This is a genomic window from Leifsonia sp. 1010 (assembly GCF_031455295.1).
In the GTDB taxonomy this organism is placed as follows: domain Bacteria; phylum Actinomycetota; class Actinomycetes; order Actinomycetales; family Microbacteriaceae; genus Leifsonia.
This window is the reverse complement of sequence record NZ_JAVDSL010000001.1, coordinates 2,092,141-2,109,006: the sequence shown is the minus strand read 5'-3', so window position 1 is coordinate 2,109,006 and position 16,866 is coordinate 2,092,141. Positions and strand designations below refer to the sequence as shown.

Sequence of the window (16,866 nt, the reverse complement as noted above, 5' to 3'; positions counted from 1 at the left end):
ATGGAGATCCGGTACGAGAAGGCGCGATTCTCCGACCAGGGCGGCTGGATCTCCGACCCGGGTCAGACCCCGCTGCTCTCCACTGACAGGTCGCTCCCGCCCTCGATCGTCAGCCGGCGGCCGATGCGGACCAGCTGGGGCTCCTCGGTGAACGCGCCCGCGAAGAGCGCCTCGCCCTTGCGGAAGGTCGGCGACTGCTCCAGCAGGTGGTGCGGCACGAAGCCGAAGACCTCGGCCAGCTCCGCGAGGTCGCGCGGCGAGTTCATCCGCATCAGGCCGAGGTTGTCGCACTGCGAGAGCACGTTCGGGTGGATCTTGGTCGGCCGCTGCGTCGACAGGAAGAGCCACAGCCCGAACTTGCGGCCCTCCGCCGCGATCTGGATGAGCTGCTCGGTGAGCTGCGCCTCCACCGCGGTGCGAGCGACCGGCGGGCAGAAGTTGTGCGCCTCGTCGATGACGATGAGGAGCGGCCGCCGCTCCATCCGACGCTCCCACAGCTGTTCGAGGATGCCGAGCGCGGCCGCCTGCGGCTCCCCGGGGTGCGAGAAGCCGCCTAGATCGAGCACGGTGGCACGCGGCCGCTCGTCGACGACCGAGGCTGCGGATCCACCGCCCATCGCCCACAGCGGCCAGTCGAGGATCTGCAGATTGTCGATGCGCAGCCCGAGCCGTCGGTGGGCGGGGTCGTCCGCCTCGAGCAGCGAGCTGAGGAACGTCCCGCGCTCGAAGTGCTCCGGCCGCGCCTCCAGGTGCAGCAGCGCGTTGAACTCCTCGGCGTCGGCGATCGGGTCGAGCCGGCCGACGGCTCCCTTCGAGCGAACGCTGAGGTCGATGAAGCGGATGCGCACCTGAGGCTCCCGCGGAGTGCTGGAGTGCAGCACGCGGATGTCGAAGCCCTCCCACCGCTCGGCCGCGGCGCCATCGGATCCTTCGCGCGTGTGCGCGAGCTCCACGAAGTCGGCGTTCGGGTCGAGCACGGCGACAGGCAGCTCGGTGTGCAGCAGCAGCTGCTCCAGCACGACGCCCAGCGCGTAGGTCTTGCCCGACCCGCTCTGGCCGCACCAGAACGTGTGCCTGTTGAAGCGCGAGCCGTCGATGACGGCGGGTCGTTCCGGTGTATCCACCGTGGTGCCGACAGTGAGCGGGATCATCCGGCTCATCCCCCGTTCTGCGGCCGTGTCCGGTCCGCGTGGCGCCGATGCTAGCGCGGGGCCACCCGTCGCGGACAGACCAGGATGTCGAGAAGGTGACGTGATCTTCAGCGATGGGGCCTGCCTACCAAGCCGAGCGACGCATGACCGCCGCGGGCGCGTATTGTCCTTCGCGTGACCGACCCGAGATCGCGCCGCCCAGAGTTCTGGCGGAACTTCGCATGGACGTTCGCGGTTGCGGCCGCGGTCGGAGTGACTGCCGGCATCGTGTTGCTCCTGCTCGGCAGCCCGAGCGGATGGATCAACGTCTTACTCGGGGCGCTGATCGGATTCCAGAGCTTCACCTACTTCCGCGCCTACCGGCGAACGAGACACGAACGCGACAGGGGCGGCCGCGAATGAAAACGGGCCCAGTTCTGATGATCCTCGGGATAGTGCTGTGGCTGGTCGGGTCCGCGCTGTTGATTTTCGGAGGGGGGCTTCCCTGGCGCTTTGTAGGCGCGTTCCTCTTCGCGGCGGGCATCGGTCTCGTGCTCTTCTTCGGGCTGAAAGGGCGGCGACGCCCGTGACATTCTGCCGGAGCCACGGCGAGTAGCGCCCGACTCATGACCGGTGCGGCTTCGCGAGTCGCGTCTCCAATCGGAATTCATTGACGTTTACTCAGTTTCGGCGTTGGCTACCCATCGGGCGCACCATCTCGGCGGGAAGCGGGCTGTGGCCTCACCGTGGCGACGTGAATGACGGAAGGACCGACGATGGCCGGTGACGTGTCGAAGTACCCGTGGTGGGCCAGAGCCACCGGCGGCAACCGCGGCTGGACGATGACCCTGGCCATCGCCTACACGCTCCTAGCCCTCCTCAACGGGGTCGTGTGGTTGACGGGCTCGGGCTGGTGGTCTGGCGTCGTGTCGATCGTGTTCCTGCTCCTCGCGATCTGGGAGTGGGCGATTGTGGCCTACCTCAACCGGCAGACCCCGGAAGGAGGGCACCATGGCTGGTGACCGGCTCGAAAAGCCGTGGTTCGTCCTCACCACCAACCGCGGGGGATCCTGGTTCTTCGCCATCTTCTACACCTCCTTCGCCGCGTTCGACATTTACGAGGCCATGGCCCATGGCCTCGGGTGGCGGTGGGTGCTCGCTGCGGGCTTCTCCCTCCTCAGCGTTCTCGGATGGGTATCCCTCGCGTGGGTGCTCCGCCACCCTGAACCGTCGTCGACCGGTGAGCGCGACGATGGTTGACCGGAAACGACCGTGGTGGTTGGCGTGAACAAACCCGCGACGACCTACGACCGCCGCAAAGTAAGGCGCACCATGACCGTCTTGCTCGTGGTGTCCTGGACGTTCCCAGCATCCACTGGGGCGGGGGCGGTGCTGCTCTGGCTATCCTCGATCGACTCACAGCGGTGGGCGCCGGCAATCATCTCGACCGCGTTCGCCGTCCTTCTGCTCGGGTCGTCGATCCACCTCACGGTCTTATTTCGACGATGGTGGCGTGACCAGCAACGAGAGGGTCCGGCAGGCAACGGCCAGGACGACGCCGACAACGACGAGACCAAATCAACGTGGTCCTAGCCTCATGAGTCGCCGACCGCCCGACCGGTTCCGGGCGCTTCCGCCTGCCGTTTGATCTCAGTGCGGAGCGCGGCGCGGCCGTTGCGAATCGTGCGGATGCCGTGGACGGTGAACACCCCGCCGGAGACGATGGCGACGGTGACAAGCGGATGCAATGCCGAGTGCAATGGTGCGAGGTTGAGAACGTCGGCGAGTAGTCCCCAGAGCAGCGCGGCCGCCGCGACCGCCAGGATCAGCCAGCCGTTGCGAACCTTCCGACGCCCCTCCGTGAGTTGCGGCGTCTCCTCCACGTTCGTCGCAGCGTCGGCATGGAACGCATGGCGTCCGGCACTGCGGTCATCCACCGGCGCCACCGTTGCCTGGCGTTATCTGCTCCGCCTCCGGGTGCCGGCGGTAGAAGGCATAGCCGGCCCACCTCGACCGGCCAGCATTGATGACCCACCACGGGCGTTTCCGAGCAATGCTCACCGGCCGAACATACGCCGCGGCCGGATCCTCCGCGAGAGGCTCACTCCGGGCGGAGGTTCTCCGGGATGGGGAACGGCAGCGTGTACACGAGCTGGGGCGCGTCGATGGCGCCGAAGTCGTCCTTCTTGACCACGATCCGGTCGGTGGAGACCTCGGTGAGGCGGACGCGCATCCACCGGCCGTCGTCCAGGCGCAGCTGGTAGCGGTCGGCGAGGTAGCCGATGCCCGCCGACTCCAGCATCTCCTCACCGGTGAGCCAGTCGGTCGGGCCGGAGAGCTCGCGTCCGAGGAGGTCGATCGGCACGAAGCCGTCGCCGTCCGGGCGCAGCCAGCCAACGCGCTCGCCGTCCTCGCGGCGGTGCTCGATCCACTCCTGCTCGATCTGTTCCCGCATCCTGCTTACCGTAGCGGCAGACGGCGACCTATGATGAGCGCGTGCTCGCCGGAAGAGCCGACGGCGAGGGCGGGCACGTCGCTCCCGAAGGAGGTGCGGCATGACTCTGGATGTCGCAGAAGCGGGTGAGCGCGCGGAGACCCCGCTCACTCCCGAGGAGCTGGCCGCGGCCGGGCGTGCGGCCCGGGCCACGCTGCCGCGCTCCGCCCACGCGGACTATGCGCCCCCGCCCGGGCGCGACCCCATGGGAATCCTCCGCTCCCAGCACGAGGACCGCCTGCAGAATCTCGTCGACCTGCGGGTGGAGCGGATGAGCGCCGACGCGTTCGCCTTCTACCGCGGCACGGCGGCGATCCAGGCCGCCGATCTGGCCGCGGCGCCCACGACGGGTGCGGAGGTCGTGGTCTGCGGCGACGCCCACATCGCCAACTTCGGCATGTACCGTTCACCCGAGAACGCGATGGTGTTCGACATCAACGACTTCGACGAGTCGACGGTCGGCCCGTGGGAGTGGGACGTCAAGCGGATGCTCACCAGCGTCGTCCTCGCCGGGCGGTCGCTCGGGATGTCGCCCGAATTCGTGCGGGACACGACGCGGTCGGCCGGGGAGGCGTACCGCCGCTGGCTCCAGGAGGCGCTGACCGAGCCGCTGACCGCGCGGTACTTCACGCCGACGTCCGTCTCCTCCGGCCGCGGCAGGCTCAGCGCGGACATGGAGCAGCTGATCCGACAGGTAACCAAGGAGTCGAAGAAGCGGACCACCGAGCATGCCGCGCGCCGCACGCTCCGCGCGGACGAGGACGGCGTGCTGCGCTTCGTCGACCGACCGCCGATCCTGCGCCGGGCCGAGCCCGAGATCCAGGCGCTGGCCCAGGATGCGTACGACCGCTACCGCCGCACGCTCCCGCCCAACACGGCTCTCCTCGCCTCGCAGCTGCGCGTCGACGACGTCGCCCGCCGTGTCGTCGGGGTCGGCAGCGTCGGCACACGATGCTTCGTGATCGCGCTGCGCGGGCCGATCGGCGAGCCGGTGATCCTGCAGCTCAAGGAGGCGAGCGCATCGGTCGTCGAGAGGTTCGGCGGGGTCGCGCCGCTGCCCGGCTACCTCGACCTCTCCCTGCTGCCGGACGACCAGGGCTACCGCGTCGTCGCGTGCCAGCGCATCCTGCAGGCGGTGTCCGACCCGTTCCTCGGCTTCATCCGGGTCGAAGGCTTCGCCTTCTACCTGCGCCAGTTCCGCAACCGCAACGCGTCGTTCGACATCCCCTCGATGAACGCGGCGCAGTTCTCGGACTACGCGCGTGTGTGCGCCGTCGTGCTCGCCCGGGCGCACGCGCGCTCCCCCAAATCGGCGTTCGTCTCCGGCTACCTCGGCTCCGGACCGGCGTTCGCCCACGCCGCGACGACGTGGGCGGAGCGATACGCCGACCAGGCGGAGGCCGACTACCGGGAGTTCGTGGAGGTCGCCCGGGCGGGAGGGTTCGCGGTCAGCTGACGGCCGGGGCGGAGTCCCGCGGCGCCACGGGCGAGGAACGCCCGCACCGCATCCTCGACCGCCGGGGTGTCCAGGTGGAGGCCGTGGCGGGCGTCGAGTTCGAGCAGCGTCGCGTTCGGGATGCCGCCCGCGAGCAGGCGCGCGTGCTCCAGCGGGGTGAGCGCATCCCGGGTGCCGTGGATCACCAGCGTCTCGGCGCGGATGCGTGCCAGCGCGTCCGTGCCGTCGTGGTCGCGGCTGGCTGCGAAGTGCCCACGGAGGGCCGGTCGGCCGGCGACGCGCGAGAAGAAGCGGTCGACGTCGTCGGGATGCTCGGCCGCCCACGCATCGTCGAAGAACAGCGGCAGCATGCGGTCGCGGTCGCCGCTCAGCAGGTCGGCGACCGCGGCCGGGTCACGGCGCTGTGCCGTGCGATCGCCTGCGGTGGTGGCGATGAGGACGAGCCGCCGCACGCGCGCGTGGTCCTCGGCGGCCAGCCACTGCGCGACGCGGCCGCCCATCGAGTGGCCGACGACGTGGGCGGCGGCGACACCGGCGGCGTCGAGCACCGCGACCGCGTCGGAGGCGAACTCGCGCGTCGAGTAACGCGAGGCGTCCCCCTCACCGCTGGCCCCGATCCCGCGATGGTCGAACACGATGATTCGGAAGTCCCGCGCCAGCGCATCGGCGAACGGGCCCCAGCCGTGCATCCCCGTCGCCTGCCCGGCGATCAGCAGCACCGGTACGCCGACGCCGCGCTCCTCGAAGGCGATCGGCGTCCCGTCGTCGGCGGTCGCGAACGTCGTCATGCGGGGATCGCGCGCTCTCGCACGGCCCGCGCGCTCCACCGGCCGTCGGCCTTCTCGACCCGGATGCGGTGCTCGAAGGCGCGCGTGACGGTCTCCGTCGTGACCGCCTCGTCGATGCCGCCGCGCGCCACGATGCGCCCGTGCGTGATCAGCAGAGCATGCGTCGTCGTCTCCGGCAGCTCCTCCAGGTGATGGGTGACCAGGACGCTGGCGAGCTCGGGCGCCGTGTGCGCGAGCCCGTCGATGGTCTCCAGCAACTGCTCCCGCGCCGCCACGTCGAGACCGGTCGTCGGCTCGTCGAGCAGCAGCAGCCGCGGATCCGAGATCAGCGCCCGCGCGATCAGCGAGCGGCCGCGCTCCCCCTGCGACAGCGTGGGCCAACGCGCCTCCCGGCGCTCGTCGAGACCGACCGAGTGGATGAGGTCGCGCGCACGGCGGACCTCCTCGTCGGTCGGCGTCCACCGCATGGGCGGTTCGAGTGTGCCGGTGATCCCGGTGAGTACGACCTCGGTCACGGTGAGCGGAGACCGCACGGGGTGCCGCGGGTTCACGTGCCCGATGTGCCGCCGCAGCTCCTGCAGCTCGACGCGTCCCAGTCGGCGGCCCAGCACATCCACGGTCCCGGAGGTCGGGAAGGTGAGCGCGCCGCAGAACCCGAGGACCGTCGACTTGCCCGCGCCGTTCGGCCCGAGCAGCGCCCAGTGCTCCCCCGCCAGGACCGTCAGGTCGATCCCGTCGAGGATCTGCGTGCCGTCGCGGCGGAACGTGACATCGCGGAGTTCGAGGACGCTGTCTGCGGCGGTCGGGGTCACCGATTCACCCTATCCACTTCCCCCGATCCACAGCGGCGCGGCGATTGCGCATCCACCCGGTCGCCGTCAAGGGACTCGTCCGGGCGCCCGCATCGTGCGACGGTGTCATCATGACGACCTCCGCACCGACCGCCCTCGCCGGATACGAGGAGGTCGCGACGGAATCGCCTGGCCGGGTCGGCCCGCTGCTCGACGCGCTCTCGCGCATTCAGCCGGAGGCGGTTCCGCTGCCCGGCGGTGGGCGGACGGCGGAGCGATTCGGCGCGCTCTCGCGGATCGCCGCGATCGACCTGACGGCCGCACGGGTGCTCGAACCGCACCTCGATGCGCTCGCGATCCTCGCCGAGGCCGGGCTTCCGCACCCCGCGGAAGGGACGACGTGGGGCGTGTTCGCGGCAGAGGCTCCTGGCACTGCTCTCGAAGCCGTGCGGGATGCCGACGGATGGACGCTCGACGGCGTCAAGCCGTGGTGCTCGCTCGGCGGTCGCCTCACTCATGGACTCGTCACTGCGAGTGTCGGCGAGGATCGCAGGATGTTCGCCGTCGACCTGCGCCAGGACGCCGTCACGGCCGAACCGGCCGCCTGGGTCGCACGCGGGCTCGCCGAGGTGGAGAGCGGTCCGCTCCGCTTCCAGGGCGCCGCCGCCGAACCGGTGGGCGAGGCCGGCTGGTATCTCGAGCGGCCCGGATTCCGCTGGGGCGGCATCGGCGTCGCCGCGTGCTGGTGGGGCGGCTGCCTCCCGCTGTTCCGCGCCCTGACGCAGCGCGCCGCGGCGCCCGGGAATCCGCTCCTCGCCGCCCGGGTCGGAGAGCTGTACCGTGCTCTCGAATCCGCTCGCCTTCAGCTGGAGCACGCGGCGGGCCTGATCGACGACGGCGTGGCCGGCGATGACGCTGCAGCGCTCGCCCACACCGTGCGCGGAGCGGTCGCCGACGCCGTCGTGCTGACCCTGGCCGCGGTGCGCGACCTGCTCGGACCGGCCGCCCTGGCCTTCGACGAGGGCCACGCGCGCCGGGCCGCGGACCTGGAACTCTACGTGTCGCAGTACCACCGCGGACGCGACGACGAGTCGCTTGCCAAGCGCCTCGCCGGACTGGATGCGCGGTCCGTCTGGTGGTGAGCTTCGACCCGCGTACCGCCGTGACCGCCCCCGACGCGTGGGAGGCGCTCGACGAGTGGTCGGACGTCCCCGCCTTCGACGACCGACCGGATGAACTGATCGTCTTCTCCGCACACCCGGACGACGAGACGCTCGGCGTCGGCGGCCTACTGGCCCGAGCCGCCGTTGACGGCATCCCGGTCCGCGTCGTGGTCGCGGCCGCGTGCGATCCGGGGCGGATGGACGAGTTGGATGCCGCACTCGCGACCCTCGGACTCCCGACGGCTCCCGCAGCCGCGCCCCTCGCGCTGGGCCTGCCCGACGGAGCCCTGAAACACCACGCGGACGACCTCCGCACCGCGATCGCGGAGATCCTCGACACTCCCTCGGACGCGGGAAACCGTCTGGTGCTCGCTCCCTGGACCGGCGACCGGCACGGCGACCACCGGACCCTCGGCCGGGAGGTCGTCGCGGCCGCCCGCGAACGCGGACGGCGCGTCCTGCTGTACCCGGTCTGGCTCTGGCAGTGGGGCACACCGGCCGATGTCCCCTGGCGGCGGGTGCGCGAGGTGGTCCTCGACGCCGGCGAGCGGAGCAGCAAGCGCACCGCCCTCGCCGCATTCGCCTCGCAGCTGCGGACCTCGCACAACCCGGACGGCGTGCTGGAACCGGGCTTCGTCGAGCGGGCCGCCGACGGCCGCGAGGTCGTCATCGAGCCGCCCGAGCCGGCGGATCAGCACTTCGAGCGGATGCACCACGAACGCGACGACCCGTGGCGTGTCCGCACCCGCTGGTACGAGCGGCGGCGGCGGGCGGTGCTCGCCGCATCCCTCCCCCGCGAGCGGTACGGCCGGGCCGTCGAACTCGGCTGCTCGATCGGGGAGACGACCTCCGTGCTCGCCGATCGGTGTGACGAGCTGATCGCGGTGGACGGCTCCGCGTCGGCTGTGGAGGCCGCGGCCGAGCGGCTGCGCGACCGGCCGAACGTCGTGGTCGAGCGCATGCGCGTCCCGCAGGAGTGGCCGGCCGCCGCGGACCACGGCACCGACCTCGTGATCGTCTCCGAGCTGGCGTACTACCTCGCCGAAGACGAGTGGGATGCAGTCATCGACCGCATCGTCGGCTCCCTGGCGCAGGGCGGCGAGGTGCTGCTCTGCCACTGGACGGGCGACTCCGACGACTTCGCCCAGTCGGGAGAGGCGGCGCATGCCCGATTCCGGGAACGGTCCGGCCTGCGGCCCGTGGTCGTGCATCGCGACGAGGAGTTCGTGCTGGAGGTCCTGCGATGAGGCCGGCGATCCGTCGAGCGGTCGTCGTGATCCCGGCCCGCGACGAGGCCCCCACGCTGGACGCCTGCCTGAGGTCGGTCGAGGATGCCGCGGCGATCGTGGGCGTGCCGACGGACATCGTCCTGGTCCTCGACGCGTGCACGGACGGCTCGGCGGCGATCGCCGGCCGGCATCCTGCTGTTCGCACGGTCACCGTGGAGTTCGGGAACGTCGGCCGCAGCCGCGCGCATGGCGTCGAGACCGCGCTCGCCGGCAGCGGGCAGGACCCGGAGAGCGTGTGGCTTGCCTTCACCGACGCGGACGGCACGGTTCCGCGCGGGTGGCTCGCCGAGCACCTGCGCGCCGCCAGGCATGCCGACGCGTACACGGGCGCCGTCGTCCCGGTGCTCGACGACCTCGACGCCGAGCGCCGCCGCGTCTGGGAGGACCGGCATCCCCCGGGCGCGACCCTCGGCCACGTGCACGGGGCGAACCTGGGGATGCGCGCATCCGCCTACCGCCGGGCCGGCGGCTTCCCGCCGCTCGCCACCGCGGAGGACGTCCGCCTGGCCGCGCGCCTGCGGGAATCGGGCATCGTGATGCTGTCGTCCGAGCACGAGCCGGTCGTCACCTCGGCCCGGCTGCGCGGGCGCGCACCGGCGGGGTACGCGGGCTACCTGGAGGCGCTGGCGGCCGACCGCTAGGCGCGGTCACAGTTGGATCACGTTCGGGCTTCCTTCGACGTACACCTAGGGGACGCACAGGCCGACTCCCTACGCTCGCCCGTTATGACGACGCAGCCGCTGAGACTCGGGCCGTTCGCCCGACGCCGCCTGGTCCGGCTGGCGCGCCGCGACGCGGCCACCGTCCACGACAGCGAGGTGGATGCGGGCGACCGCACGTCGCCGACCGTCGCCACCCTGCAGACCAGGGCCGACGCGTTCGCCCGCCGCGAGGAGCAGCGCTTCTTCCGCAGCATGCGTCGCGAGCTCACCGAGCACCGCGTCCTCACCTCCGCCCTCCGCTCCGACCTCGACACGTACGAGGAACGGATCGACCGGCTTCCCGAGGGCGACCGGCTCCGCATCGCCGAAGGACAGGGCACCGCGTTCGAGGAGCTGCGGCGGCTGGAGCGGCGCATCCGCCGGGCGCACCGGCGCAGCGACGAGCTCAGCGCGCTGATCAACGCGCGGTTCACCGCCGCGCAATTGCGGGCGGCACGGATGTTCGACCGCTCCGACGAGAAGGCCGCCGTGTACTGGGGCGCCCTCCGTCAGGCGACATCGGGACGCGTATCCGCGCATCCGCCCGCCCTGCACCGCTCCGACTGGCTCACCTCACGCGGTACCGCCGTTGACGCCCTGCACCCCATCGCCGCAGCACGCACAGCGGGCGAGGAGACCGCCGGCGTCACCGCCGGCCACGACGACCACCACAGGAGGACCGATGCCTCGGCGTGACCGACTGACCGACTACCGCGTCCCCGCCACCGGCGGCCTCCGCCGGCGGCTGCTCCGGCGGCTGCGGCGCATGCGCCACGCCGTCGACGTCGAGACCCTGGAGGTCTTCGAGCACGAGCTCGCCGCCTTCGAGCGTGCGGGGGTCGCCGAGCTGGAGCGGCAGCGCACCCGCAACGTCGCCATCGCCTCCGCCCGCGTCGCCGAGGCGCAAGCTCGGCAGGAGCTCATCCGCCGAGCGCTCGAGCGCGCCGAGGACGACATCCGCCGCGCCGACCAGGACGTCGCGCGGCTCGACGCCAAGCTCGCCGGCCACGATCCCGACTTCCACTCCTACGCCTGAGAGGCCGCCCATGGCACGCGACATCGTCACCCGCCCTCCGCGCCTGCGTCCCCACGTCGGCCACATCTCGCCCTTCGCCCACGTCATGGTCTACGTGCTGCTCGTCGCCATGATCGCGGTGGACTACATCCTGCTCGCGCAGGCGCTGACGCTCCTCCTCCGCAACGACAGCCAGTACGGGTCGATCGGGCTGCAGATGTACGTCATCACGCTCGGCATCTCGCTCGCGGTCGTCACCCTGCCGCACGTCGTGGCCATCCTGCTCCGTCGCGTCCAGGCGGGCGTCATGTCGCGGAGGTGGATCATCACCTCGGTCGTGCTCGGACTGGTCTGGGCCGCCATCCTCGCCGCCATCACGATCGCCCGGATCAAGGCGGGCATCGACGCGCAGAGCGCGGGCGGGCTGACCGGCCTCGTCGGCGGAGCCGAGACGGCCGCGCCGGCCGGGTTCTCGTGGACCGCGCCGGACACGATCATGGCGTTCCTCATGCTGGGCGTGCTGGCCACCTCCGGCGCGCTCAGCTTCGTCGTGGCGTGGCTGACGACGAAGCCGCTCCTCACCGCCGCCGAGAAGGCGCACGCACAGGCCGCCCGGCTGCGGCTGCTCCGCGATCGGCTGCACGGCGAGGCGGTCGCCGCCGAGGAGCGCACCCGCCTGGCGATGCAGCTCGACGCGCACGACGCCGTCCGGTACACGGGCGCCCGCGTCACGTTCCACTCCCGGATGGATGTGGTGCGCGCCCAGCTCGCGACCCGCCTGGCACAGCGCGAGCGCGACCCGGAGAGCACCAGCCAGATCATCCGCGAGCTGCGCGCCCGCCGCAGCGTCGAATCCCCCGACCTCGCCCCGCCCCTCCCGCCCGGCGCCTCCGCGTCGCCCACCTCTCCGACCGCCCCGACCTCCCCGACCGCGTGAAAGGCTCCCGCATGCCCCACCTCCCCCCGTCGAGTACGCACGAATTGCACGCGACGCGCCACGAAGACGGTCAGTCTTCGCGGACTCGACGGTGGGGGAAGCGCGGCGTTCGGGCGGGAGCGGTTGCAGGGGTCGTCGTGGCGGTCGTCGCGGGACTCGCGGCGTGCGCTCCGGCGACGGCATCCGGCGAGGCGTGCGACCAGTCGCACAAGCGCAACCTCGGCGTCGTCGCCGGGAGCACGGCGAACGCACCGGCCGTGACCCTCCCGGCGTCGGCGTCGGCTCAGCTGCAGGCGGCCGGCAAGACGAACGGCAGCGTGACCGTCGTCGTGCCATCCGGCACGCCGCAGGTCATGGGCACGACAGCGCTCGGGTCGTCGGCTCAGGATGCGATCGTCTGCCAGAACGACCAGCGCACCAAGCTCACGCAGATCACCTCGTACATCGACGGTCTCAAGGCGTCGGCCCCGGAGGTCGACTACCTGGGCGCCATCGACCAGGCGTCACGCAACCTCGGCGGCGACCCGATGGGCGTCATCGTCGTCGGCAGCGGGCTGCAGACCACCGACCCGCTGAACTTCGCCGGAACCGGCCTGCTCTACGCCGATCCGGCGCAGGTGGTCTCCGATCTGACCTCCCGGAAGCTGCTTCCGACGGACCTGAAGGGCGTCACCGTGTACTGGTCCGGGATGGGCGACACCGCGGGCGCGCAGCAGCCGCTGACTGTTCCGGCGCGCAGCAACCTGGAGGCGATCTGGTCCGCCGTGATCACGGCCGCCGGAGGGACGCTCTCGCTTCTCCCCGAGCCGGCCTCCGGGAATGCGGCCGCCGGGCTCCCTGCCGTCAGTCCGGTGACCATCGAGCCGGTCGCCACGAAGACGGACTGGTCGAAGCCCGTGGTCATCCGCAACAGCGAACTGCTCTTCACGAAGGACACGGCGACCTTCTCCGATCCGGCCGCGGCCCAGAACGTGCTCGCCACCCTCGTGCCCGCGATCGAGCAGAACGGCAAGCCGGTGACCATCACGGGCACCGCATCCAAGGACCAGGCGACCGACAACACCGCCGACACCGCGCTCTCCCTGAAGCGGGCGGATGCGGTCAAGTCGGCGCTGGTGGGTCTCGGCGTGCCCGCCACCCTGCTTCAGACCGCGGGGGTCGGCTTCGAGTGGTGCGGCTGGAAGAAGGAGACCGACGCCTCGGGCGCCTACTCGGACGCCGTCGCGGAGCAGAACCGCACCGTCATCCTCACATCGGCCGGCGTCGGACTCTGCGGCTGACCGGGATGCCGCTGCCCGGTATGCGGCCCGCGGGAATCATCCAGAGTCCGCTCCGGTTGCCGCCCGTATGACGACAATCGGATTCATCGGTTCAGGACACATCGGCTCCCAGCTCGCACGCCTCGCGGTGGCCCGCGGCCACGACGTCGTGCTCAGCAACTCGCGCGGCCCGGAGACGCTGAGCGGGCTCGTGGACGAGCTCGGCGAGCACGCCAGAGCCGCCACCCCGGCCGAGGCGGCCGCCGCAGGCGACATCGTCGTGGTCACGACACCACTCGCCGCCGAGGCGACCCTCCCGGTCGACGAGCTGGCCGGCAAGATCGTCATCGACACGAACAACTACTACCCGCAGCGCGACGGGCACATCGCAGAGCTGGACGACGAGTCCACCACGGTCGCGGAGCGCCTGCAGAAGGTGCTGCCGACCTCGCACGTCGTGAAGGCCTTCAACCACATCGGCGCTGCCGAGCTCACCAGCCAGAGCCTGCCGGCCGGCAGCCCGGACCGCCGGGCCCTCATCGTCGCCGGCGACGACCCGGCCGCACGGGAGCGCGTCGCCGCGTTGATCGACGAGTTCGGATTCGACGCCGTCGACATCGGCGAGCTGTCCGAGGGATGGCGTGCCCAGCGCGACACCCCGGCCTACGTGCGCCGCTACGACGTCGCGGGCCTCCGTGAGGCGCTGGCCGCCGCGAAGCGCTACCGCGACATGTGACAAGAGCCGGGGCGCGTCATTCCCTCGCGCCCCGGCCCGTCAGCCCCGACCCCTTAGCCCGCGCGCTGCGCGGTGACGAGCTCCACGGTCAGATCGACGTCGTCGGCCGCGGCGGCCGCACGCGACGACAGGTAGCTGCCGCTGACGAACGCGATCGCGGCGAACACCAGGGCGACCACCAGATCCGCCCATTCGGTGGGAGTCAGATGCTGCAGCAGACCGCCGGTGCCCTCGGTGGCATCGGCGGCGTCGGGCGCCACGAGCAGCCCTACCGCGATGGCGCAGACCGCCAGCGCGAAGCCCAGTACGTACCACGCGATTTCCTTCACCTCCCTAGCTAACCTCCGATCGCGAATCCTCTGTACCGCCTTGCGCACGACCGATTCGGAGTGCTACGAGAGGCGCACGGCACGCCCTCTGTACATTTCTCGACGGAGGCAACACAATGACGTGACATGAGCCACCCTCATGTAATCCGGACGCCGGACCAGCGGCTCCGGATCTTCGTCTCCTCCACGCTGCAGGAGCTCGCCGCTGAGCGCCGGGCAGCGCGGACCGCCATCGAGCGGTTGCATCTCGCCCCCGTCATGTTCGAGCTGGGCGCTCGTCCGCATCCCCCGCGCGAGCTCTACCGCGCCTACCTGGAGCAGAGCGACGTCTTCCTCGGGCTGTACTGGGAGCGCTACGGCTGGGTCGCCCCGGACGAGGAGGTATCCGGACTCGAGGACGAGTACAACCTCTGCCCGGCCGAGCTGCCGCGTCTGCTCTACGTCAAGAGCCCGGCCGACCACCGCGAGCCGCGTCTCGCCACACTGCTGGCGCGCATCCGCGACGACGATCGCGCCGCGTACAAGTACTTCGAGACGCCGAAGGAGCTGGCGCAGCTGATCGAGAACGACCTCGCCACGCTGCTCGCCGAGCGCTTCGACCAGAGCCGCGCCCTCATCACCGCGGATGTGGCGAGCGACGCCGACCGCGTCGTGGAGCCGGTGCGCCTGCCGGTCCCGCTCACCGGGCTGGTCGGACGCGACACGGATATCGCGGCGATCGGCGACCGGCTCGCGCGCGGCACCCGTCTGGTGACGCTGGTCGGCCCCGGCGGCATCGGCAAGAGCCGGCTCGCCATCGCGGCGGCGCGCGCCGCGGCCCAGCACTTCGACGACGGCGCGGTGTTCGTCGACCTCTCGGCCGTGCACGACCCGCAGCGGGTTCCGAACCGCATCGCGCAGGCCCTCGGCGTGCGCGACACCGGAGACGCGCCCATCCTCGACAATCTCGCGACGGCGTTGCGCGACCGCAGCATTCTGCTCGTTCTCGACAACTTCGAGCAGGTTCTGGATGCGGCGCCCCTGCTGACCGGCCTGCTCGCGGCCGCGCCCGGGGTCGCCCTGCTGGTGACCAGCAGGACGCTGCTGCGGGTGAGCGCCGAGCAGAGCTACGACGTCGGGCCGCTCGCCGAGGACTCCTCCGTCAACCTCTTCGTCGAGCGGGCGCACGCCGTGAAGCCCGACTTCGAGATCACCGCGGAGAACGCCGACGCCGTCGCCCGCGTCTGCACGTCGCTCGACGGCGTTCCGCTCGCGATCGAGCTCGCGGCCGCCCGCATCCGCGTGCTCTCCCCCGCCGAACTGCTGGACCGCCTCGACCGGCGCCTCTCGGTGCTCGTCGGCGGCTCGCGCGACCTCCCGGAGCGCCAGCAGACCATCCGCCGCACCATCGAGTGGAGCACGCAGCTGCTGGCGCCGGAGCAGCGCCGTCTGCTCGCCCGGCTGGGAGTGTTCGAGGGCGGCTTCACCCTGGAAGCGGCGGAGTTCGTGGGCGCGGACGGCGACGATGCGGCCGACGTGCTGTCCGACCTCGCCGTGCTCGTCGACTCCAGCCTCGTCGCCCAGCACGACAGCGACGACCGGCCGCGCTTCACCATGCAGGCGATCGTCCGCGAGTACGCCAGGGAGCAGTTGCACGGCGACGGAGAGCTCGAGAGCGCCCGCGACGCCCACGCCCGGTACTTCATCGACCTCGGCGCCCGGGCCCGGCTGCCGCTCAAGGGCGGAGGGCAGCGCGAGTGGATGCAGCGGCTCGGCGACGAGCGCGACAACCTGCGCGCCGCCGAGCGCTACCTGCTGGACGCCCGCGACTGGGATCGCGCCGCGGAGCTAGCCTTCAACCTGTTCCTCTACTTCTGGGTGATCGGGCTGCTCGGCGAGGTGCGGACGTGGATGGACGAACCGCTCGAGTCCGGCGACGCCCTCCACGACCGCACCCGCGCGGTGGCGCTCTACTTCACGCGGACCATCCGGTTCTGGAAGGACCCGGACGGACGCGTCGCCGCCGACCTCGCGGAAAGCGCCGACCTGTTCGGCCGCTGCGCCGACCGCTCGGGCGAGGCGATGGCGCAGATCTCGCTCGCTCTCGCGCTCCTCGCCGGCGAGAAGCCGGACACCGACCGCGCGTCGGAGGTCATGGAGCGGAGCCTCCAGCTGTTCCGCGAGACCGGCGATGTGTGGGGCGAGGCCATGGCCCTCGTGCTGCTCGGCCGGGTCGCCCTGCTGCGCCAGGAGCTGCATACCGCTTTCGAGCGGTTCGACGAGTCCCTCGCCCTCACGCAGCGAGCCGGCGACGCCGTAGGAGGGCGGATCGCCTCCTACCACCTCGGCTGGGCGCATCTCCTGCTCGGCTCTCCCGAGGACGCCAGGAAGGACTTCTCGCTGAGCGTGACCCTCTCCACATCCCTCGGGCACATCGAGGGCATCGCGTACGGGCTGGAGGGCTTGGCGGCCGTGGCGGCCCTCGCCGGCGACGTCGATCGCGCCGGGCGGCTTGCGGGCGCCGCGCACGCCCTGCGGGAGCGGTCGGGAACCCACAACGGGCCGACGTTCACCTTCCACCAGCGGTACCTGGACCGCCTCGCCTCCGTGGCGCCGGCCGGGCGGCTGGCGGCCGCGGTGTCCGAGGGTCGCGAGCTCAGCGTCGAACAGGCCGTGGCCGAGGCGCTCGCGGAGCCGAGCCTGAACTGAGCGCGCCCGTTAACGATGGGAGCCCCGGCACCTGAAGAGGTGCCGGGGCTCCGTCGGATCCCGGTTGGCGCACCCGAAACGCCGGCCGGG

18 protein-coding genes and 1 pseudogene are annotated in these 16,866 nt (G+C 71.6%); 13 read left to right on the top strand and 6 right to left on the bottom strand.

Annotation, left to right across the window (positions count from 1 at the left end; translation table 11 throughout):
* Nucleotides 1–62: 62 nt before the first annotated feature.
* On the bottom strand, nucleotides 63–1,151 hold the full coding sequence (locus J2Y42_RS10180) for an ATP-binding protein (protein WP_309857685.1): 1,089 nt from the start codon (nucleotides 1,149–1,151) through the stop codon (nucleotides 63–65).
* 737 nt (nucleotides 1,152–1,888) lie between these two features.
* Between J2Y42_RS10180 and J2Y42_RS10175 the strand changes: the two genes are divergently transcribed.
* From J2Y42_RS10175 to J2Y42_RS10165, 3 genes are all read left to right on the top strand, one after another.
* Nucleotides 1,889–2,152 (top strand): hypothetical protein, encoded by a 264-nt coding sequence (locus J2Y42_RS10175; RefSeq protein ID WP_309857683.1) that lies wholly within the window; start codon nucleotides 1,889–1,891, stop codon nucleotides 2,150–2,152.
* Nucleotides 2,142–2,390: a hypothetical protein gene (locus tag J2Y42_RS10170; RefSeq protein WP_309857681.1), complete on the top strand. Its 249-nt coding sequence runs from the start codon at nucleotides 2,142–2,144 to the stop codon at nucleotides 2,388–2,390. The genes J2Y42_RS10175 and J2Y42_RS10170 overlap by 11 nt, the downstream gene beginning before the upstream one ends.
* A gap of 72 nt (nucleotides 2,391–2,462) precedes the next feature.
* Nucleotides 2,463–2,723 (top strand): hypothetical protein, encoded by a 261-nt coding sequence (locus tag J2Y42_RS10165; protein WP_309857680.1) that lies wholly within the window; start codon nucleotides 2,463–2,465, stop codon nucleotides 2,721–2,723.
* Between the two features lie 2 nt (nucleotides 2,724–2,725).
* Here the strand turns inward: J2Y42_RS10165 and J2Y42_RS10160 are convergent, their stop codons facing one another.
* The gene (locus J2Y42_RS10160; protein ID WP_309857675.1) at nucleotides 2,726–3,067 is read right to left on the bottom strand and encodes a hypothetical protein; all 342 of its coding nucleotides are present in this window, start codon (nucleotides 3,065–3,067) and stop codon (nucleotides 2,726–2,728) included.
* 164 nt (nucleotides 3,068–3,231) lie between these two features.
* On the bottom strand, nucleotides 3,232–3,585 hold the full coding sequence (locus J2Y42_RS10155) for a hypothetical protein (protein WP_309857673.1): 354 nt from the start codon (nucleotides 3,583–3,585) through the stop codon (nucleotides 3,232–3,234).
* 100 nt (nucleotides 3,586–3,685) lie between these two features.
* Here J2Y42_RS10155 and J2Y42_RS10150 point away from each other — a divergent pair, with 100 nt between their 5' ends.
* Nucleotides 3,686–5,080: a DUF2252 domain-containing protein gene (locus J2Y42_RS10150; RefSeq protein WP_309857670.1), complete on the top strand. Its 1,395-nt coding sequence runs from the start codon at nucleotides 3,686–3,688 to the stop codon at nucleotides 5,078–5,080.
* On the opposite strand, the gene J2Y42_RS10145 is transcribed toward J2Y42_RS10150, so the two are convergent.
* Both J2Y42_RS10145 and J2Y42_RS10140 read right to left on the bottom strand, forming a co-directional pair.
* Entirely contained in the window at nucleotides 5,029–5,868 is an 840-nt protein-coding gene (locus J2Y42_RS10145) for an alpha/beta fold hydrolase (RefSeq protein ID WP_309857668.1), read from the bottom strand. The genes J2Y42_RS10150 and J2Y42_RS10145 overlap by 52 nt on opposite strands.
* Entirely contained in the window at nucleotides 5,865–6,680 is an 816-nt protein-coding gene (locus J2Y42_RS10140; protein ID WP_309857665.1) for an ATP-binding cassette domain-containing protein, read from the bottom strand. The genes J2Y42_RS10145 and J2Y42_RS10140 overlap by 4 nt, the downstream gene beginning before the upstream one ends.
* Before the next feature lie 110 nt (nucleotides 6,681–6,790).
* Here J2Y42_RS10140 and J2Y42_RS10135 point away from each other — a divergent pair, with 110 nt between their 5' ends.
* From J2Y42_RS10135 to J2Y42_RS10100, 8 genes and pseudogenes are all read left to right on the top strand, one after another.
* Entirely contained in the window at nucleotides 6,791–7,801 is a 1,011-nt protein-coding gene (locus J2Y42_RS10135) for an acyl-CoA dehydrogenase family protein (protein WP_309857663.1), read from the top strand.
* 20 nt (nucleotides 7,802–7,821) lie between these two features.
* Nucleotides 7,822–9,069 (top strand): PIG-L family deacetylase, encoded by a 1,248-nt coding sequence (locus J2Y42_RS10130; RefSeq protein WP_309857659.1) that lies wholly within the window; start codon nucleotides 7,822–7,824, stop codon nucleotides 9,067–9,069.
* Nucleotides 9,066–9,752 (top strand): glycosyltransferase, encoded by a 687-nt coding sequence (locus tag J2Y42_RS10125; protein WP_309857656.1) that lies wholly within the window; start codon nucleotides 9,066–9,068, stop codon nucleotides 9,750–9,752. The genes J2Y42_RS10130 and J2Y42_RS10125 overlap by 4 nt, the downstream gene beginning before the upstream one ends.
* An 84-nt stretch (nucleotides 9,753–9,836) precedes the next feature.
* Complete coding sequence (locus tag J2Y42_RS10120; RefSeq protein WP_309857653.1) at nucleotides 9,837–10,508, top strand: hypothetical protein; 672 nt, start codon at nucleotides 9,837–9,839, stop codon at nucleotides 10,506–10,508.
* On the top strand, nucleotides 10,495–10,848 hold the full coding sequence (locus J2Y42_RS10115) for a hypothetical protein (RefSeq protein ID WP_309857642.1): 354 nt from the start codon (nucleotides 10,495–10,497) through the stop codon (nucleotides 10,846–10,848). Before J2Y42_RS10120 ends, J2Y42_RS10115 begins: the two co-directional genes overlap by 14 nt.
* A 10-nt stretch (nucleotides 10,849–10,858) precedes the next feature.
* Nucleotides 10,859–11,764, top strand: a complete 906-nt coding sequence (locus J2Y42_RS10110) for a hypothetical protein (RefSeq protein ID WP_309857640.1) — start codon at nucleotides 10,859–10,861, stop codon at nucleotides 11,762–11,764.
* 137 nt (nucleotides 11,765–11,901) lie between these two features.
* Complete coding sequence (locus tag J2Y42_RS10105; RefSeq protein ID WP_309857638.1) at nucleotides 11,902–13,044, top strand: OmpA family protein; 1,143 nt, start codon at nucleotides 11,902–11,904, stop codon at nucleotides 13,042–13,044.
* A gap of 58 nt (nucleotides 13,045–13,102) precedes the next feature.
* A pseudogene (locus J2Y42_RS10100) lies at nucleotides 13,103–13,759 on the top strand (NADPH-dependent F420 reductase); the annotation flags it as partial.
* Between the two features lie 53 nt (nucleotides 13,760–13,812).
* Here J2Y42_RS10100 and J2Y42_RS10095 read toward each other — a convergent pair.
* Nucleotides 13,813–14,088: a hypothetical protein gene (locus tag J2Y42_RS10095; RefSeq protein ID WP_309857622.1), complete on the bottom strand. Its 276-nt coding sequence runs from the start codon at nucleotides 14,086–14,088 to the stop codon at nucleotides 13,813–13,815.
* A gap of 126 nt (nucleotides 14,089–14,214) precedes the next feature.
* Here J2Y42_RS10095 and J2Y42_RS10090 point away from each other — a divergent pair, with 126 nt between their 5' ends.
* The gene (locus tag J2Y42_RS10090) at nucleotides 14,215–16,776 is read left to right on the top strand and encodes a DUF4062 domain-containing protein (protein WP_309857620.1); all 2,562 of its coding nucleotides are present in this window, start codon (nucleotides 14,215–14,217) and stop codon (nucleotides 16,774–16,776) included.
* Nucleotides 16,777–16,866: the final 90 nt, after the last annotated feature.

What these genes read in the sequence shown, in the direction of transcription:
- J2Y42_RS10180 (WP_309857685.1), bottom strand. Translation starts at nt 1,151, where the DNA reads ATGATCCCGCTCACTGTCGGCACCACGGTGGATACACCGGAACGACCC.
- J2Y42_RS10175 (WP_309857683.1), top strand. Translation starts at nt 1,889, where the DNA reads ATGACGGAAGGACCGACGATGGCCGGTGACGTGTCGAAGTACCCGTGG.
- J2Y42_RS10170 (WP_309857681.1), top strand. Translation starts at nt 2,142, where the DNA reads ATGGCTGGTGACCGGCTCGAAAAGCCGTGGTTCGTCCTCACCACCAAC.
- J2Y42_RS10165 (WP_309857680.1), top strand. Translation starts at nt 2,463, where the DNA reads ATGACCGTCTTGCTCGTGGTGTCCTGGACGTTCCCAGCATCCACTGGG.
- J2Y42_RS10155 (WP_309857673.1), bottom strand. Translation starts at nt 3,585, where the DNA reads ATGCGGGAACAGATCGAGCAGGAGTGGATCGAGCACCGCCGCGAGGAC.
- J2Y42_RS10150 (WP_309857670.1), top strand. Translation starts at nt 3,686, where the DNA reads ATGACTCTGGATGTCGCAGAAGCGGGTGAGCGCGCGGAGACCCCGCTC.
- J2Y42_RS10145 (WP_309857668.1), bottom strand. Translation starts at nt 5,868, where the DNA reads ATGACGACGTTCGCGACCGCCGACGACGGGACGCCGATCGCCTTCGAG.
- J2Y42_RS10135 (WP_309857663.1), top strand. Translation starts at nt 6,791, where the DNA reads ATGACGACCTCCGCACCGACCGCCCTCGCCGGATACGAGGAGGTCGCG.
- J2Y42_RS10125 (WP_309857656.1), top strand. Translation starts at nt 9,066, where the DNA reads ATGAGGCCGGCGATCCGTCGAGCGGTCGTCGTGATCCCGGCCCGCGAC.
- J2Y42_RS10120 (WP_309857653.1), top strand. Translation starts at nt 9,837, where the DNA reads ATGACGACGCAGCCGCTGAGACTCGGGCCGTTCGCCCGACGCCGCCTG.
- J2Y42_RS10115 (WP_309857642.1), top strand. Translation starts at nt 10,495, where the DNA reads ATGCCTCGGCGTGACCGACTGACCGACTACCGCGTCCCCGCCACCGGC.
- J2Y42_RS10110 (WP_309857640.1), top strand. Translation starts at nt 10,859, where the DNA reads ATGGCACGCGACATCGTCACCCGCCCTCCGCGCCTGCGTCCCCACGTC.
- J2Y42_RS10090 (WP_309857620.1), top strand. Translation starts at nt 14,215, where the DNA reads ATGAGCCACCCTCATGTAATCCGGACGCCGGACCAGCGGCTCCGGATC.